Raw genomic sequence first — 559 nt, forward strand, 5'->3', positions numbered from 1 at the left:
AGGAAGGCACGCAGCGCGCTCCTGCTGTTCGTCGCCGACGAGATTCGTGCAGGCGTTGCAATAAAGAAAACAAGCATGGGCGAGTGTGTGGTGTGCCCTGAAAAGGGTATCCGCGCCGGAGGCCGCGATCAGCGACTGACGCAGCCCCCTTACTGGGTGCTCAGCGTGGTCGACCGCGATCGCGACGGCAACCCGCGCGTTCGGGAAGCGTTCGCGCAGCACGCGTATTCGTTCGCGCGTCCTGTACCTCTGGACAGCCGGTATGAGCGCGTCACGCTGAAATTGCTGTTCGACGTCATGGCGTGGGTCAAAAAGCACGGCGTTGAGGTGACGCTCTGGAAACCGCTCTTTGATCGGGAAGTGAGGCAGACCGACGCGCCGAGCCAGTGGTGCCGACCCGACTTTGAACTGACGTTCCGATCGGTGGCAGCCGCTGGCGTTGCGGCACGGCCGCACCGTGTCGTCATCGAGACGATGGGTGCCGACGATCCTGACTACCTCGAACGCAAGTTGTGTACTCAGGAAATCATGAAGCGCCGCGGTATTCTGATCGAGCATC

At 61.7% G+C, this 559-nt stretch carries 1 pseudogene; it reads left to right on the forward strand.

The annotated features are described in order from the left end of the window. Positions 1-559: pseudogene (locus tag M3I54_RS44595) on the forward strand (hypothetical protein); the annotation flags it as partial.

It is taken from the genome of Paraburkholderia sp. CNPSo 3274 (assembly GCF_024206475.1).
Lineage (GTDB): Bacteria > Pseudomonadota > Gammaproteobacteria > Burkholderiales > Burkholderiaceae > Paraburkholderia.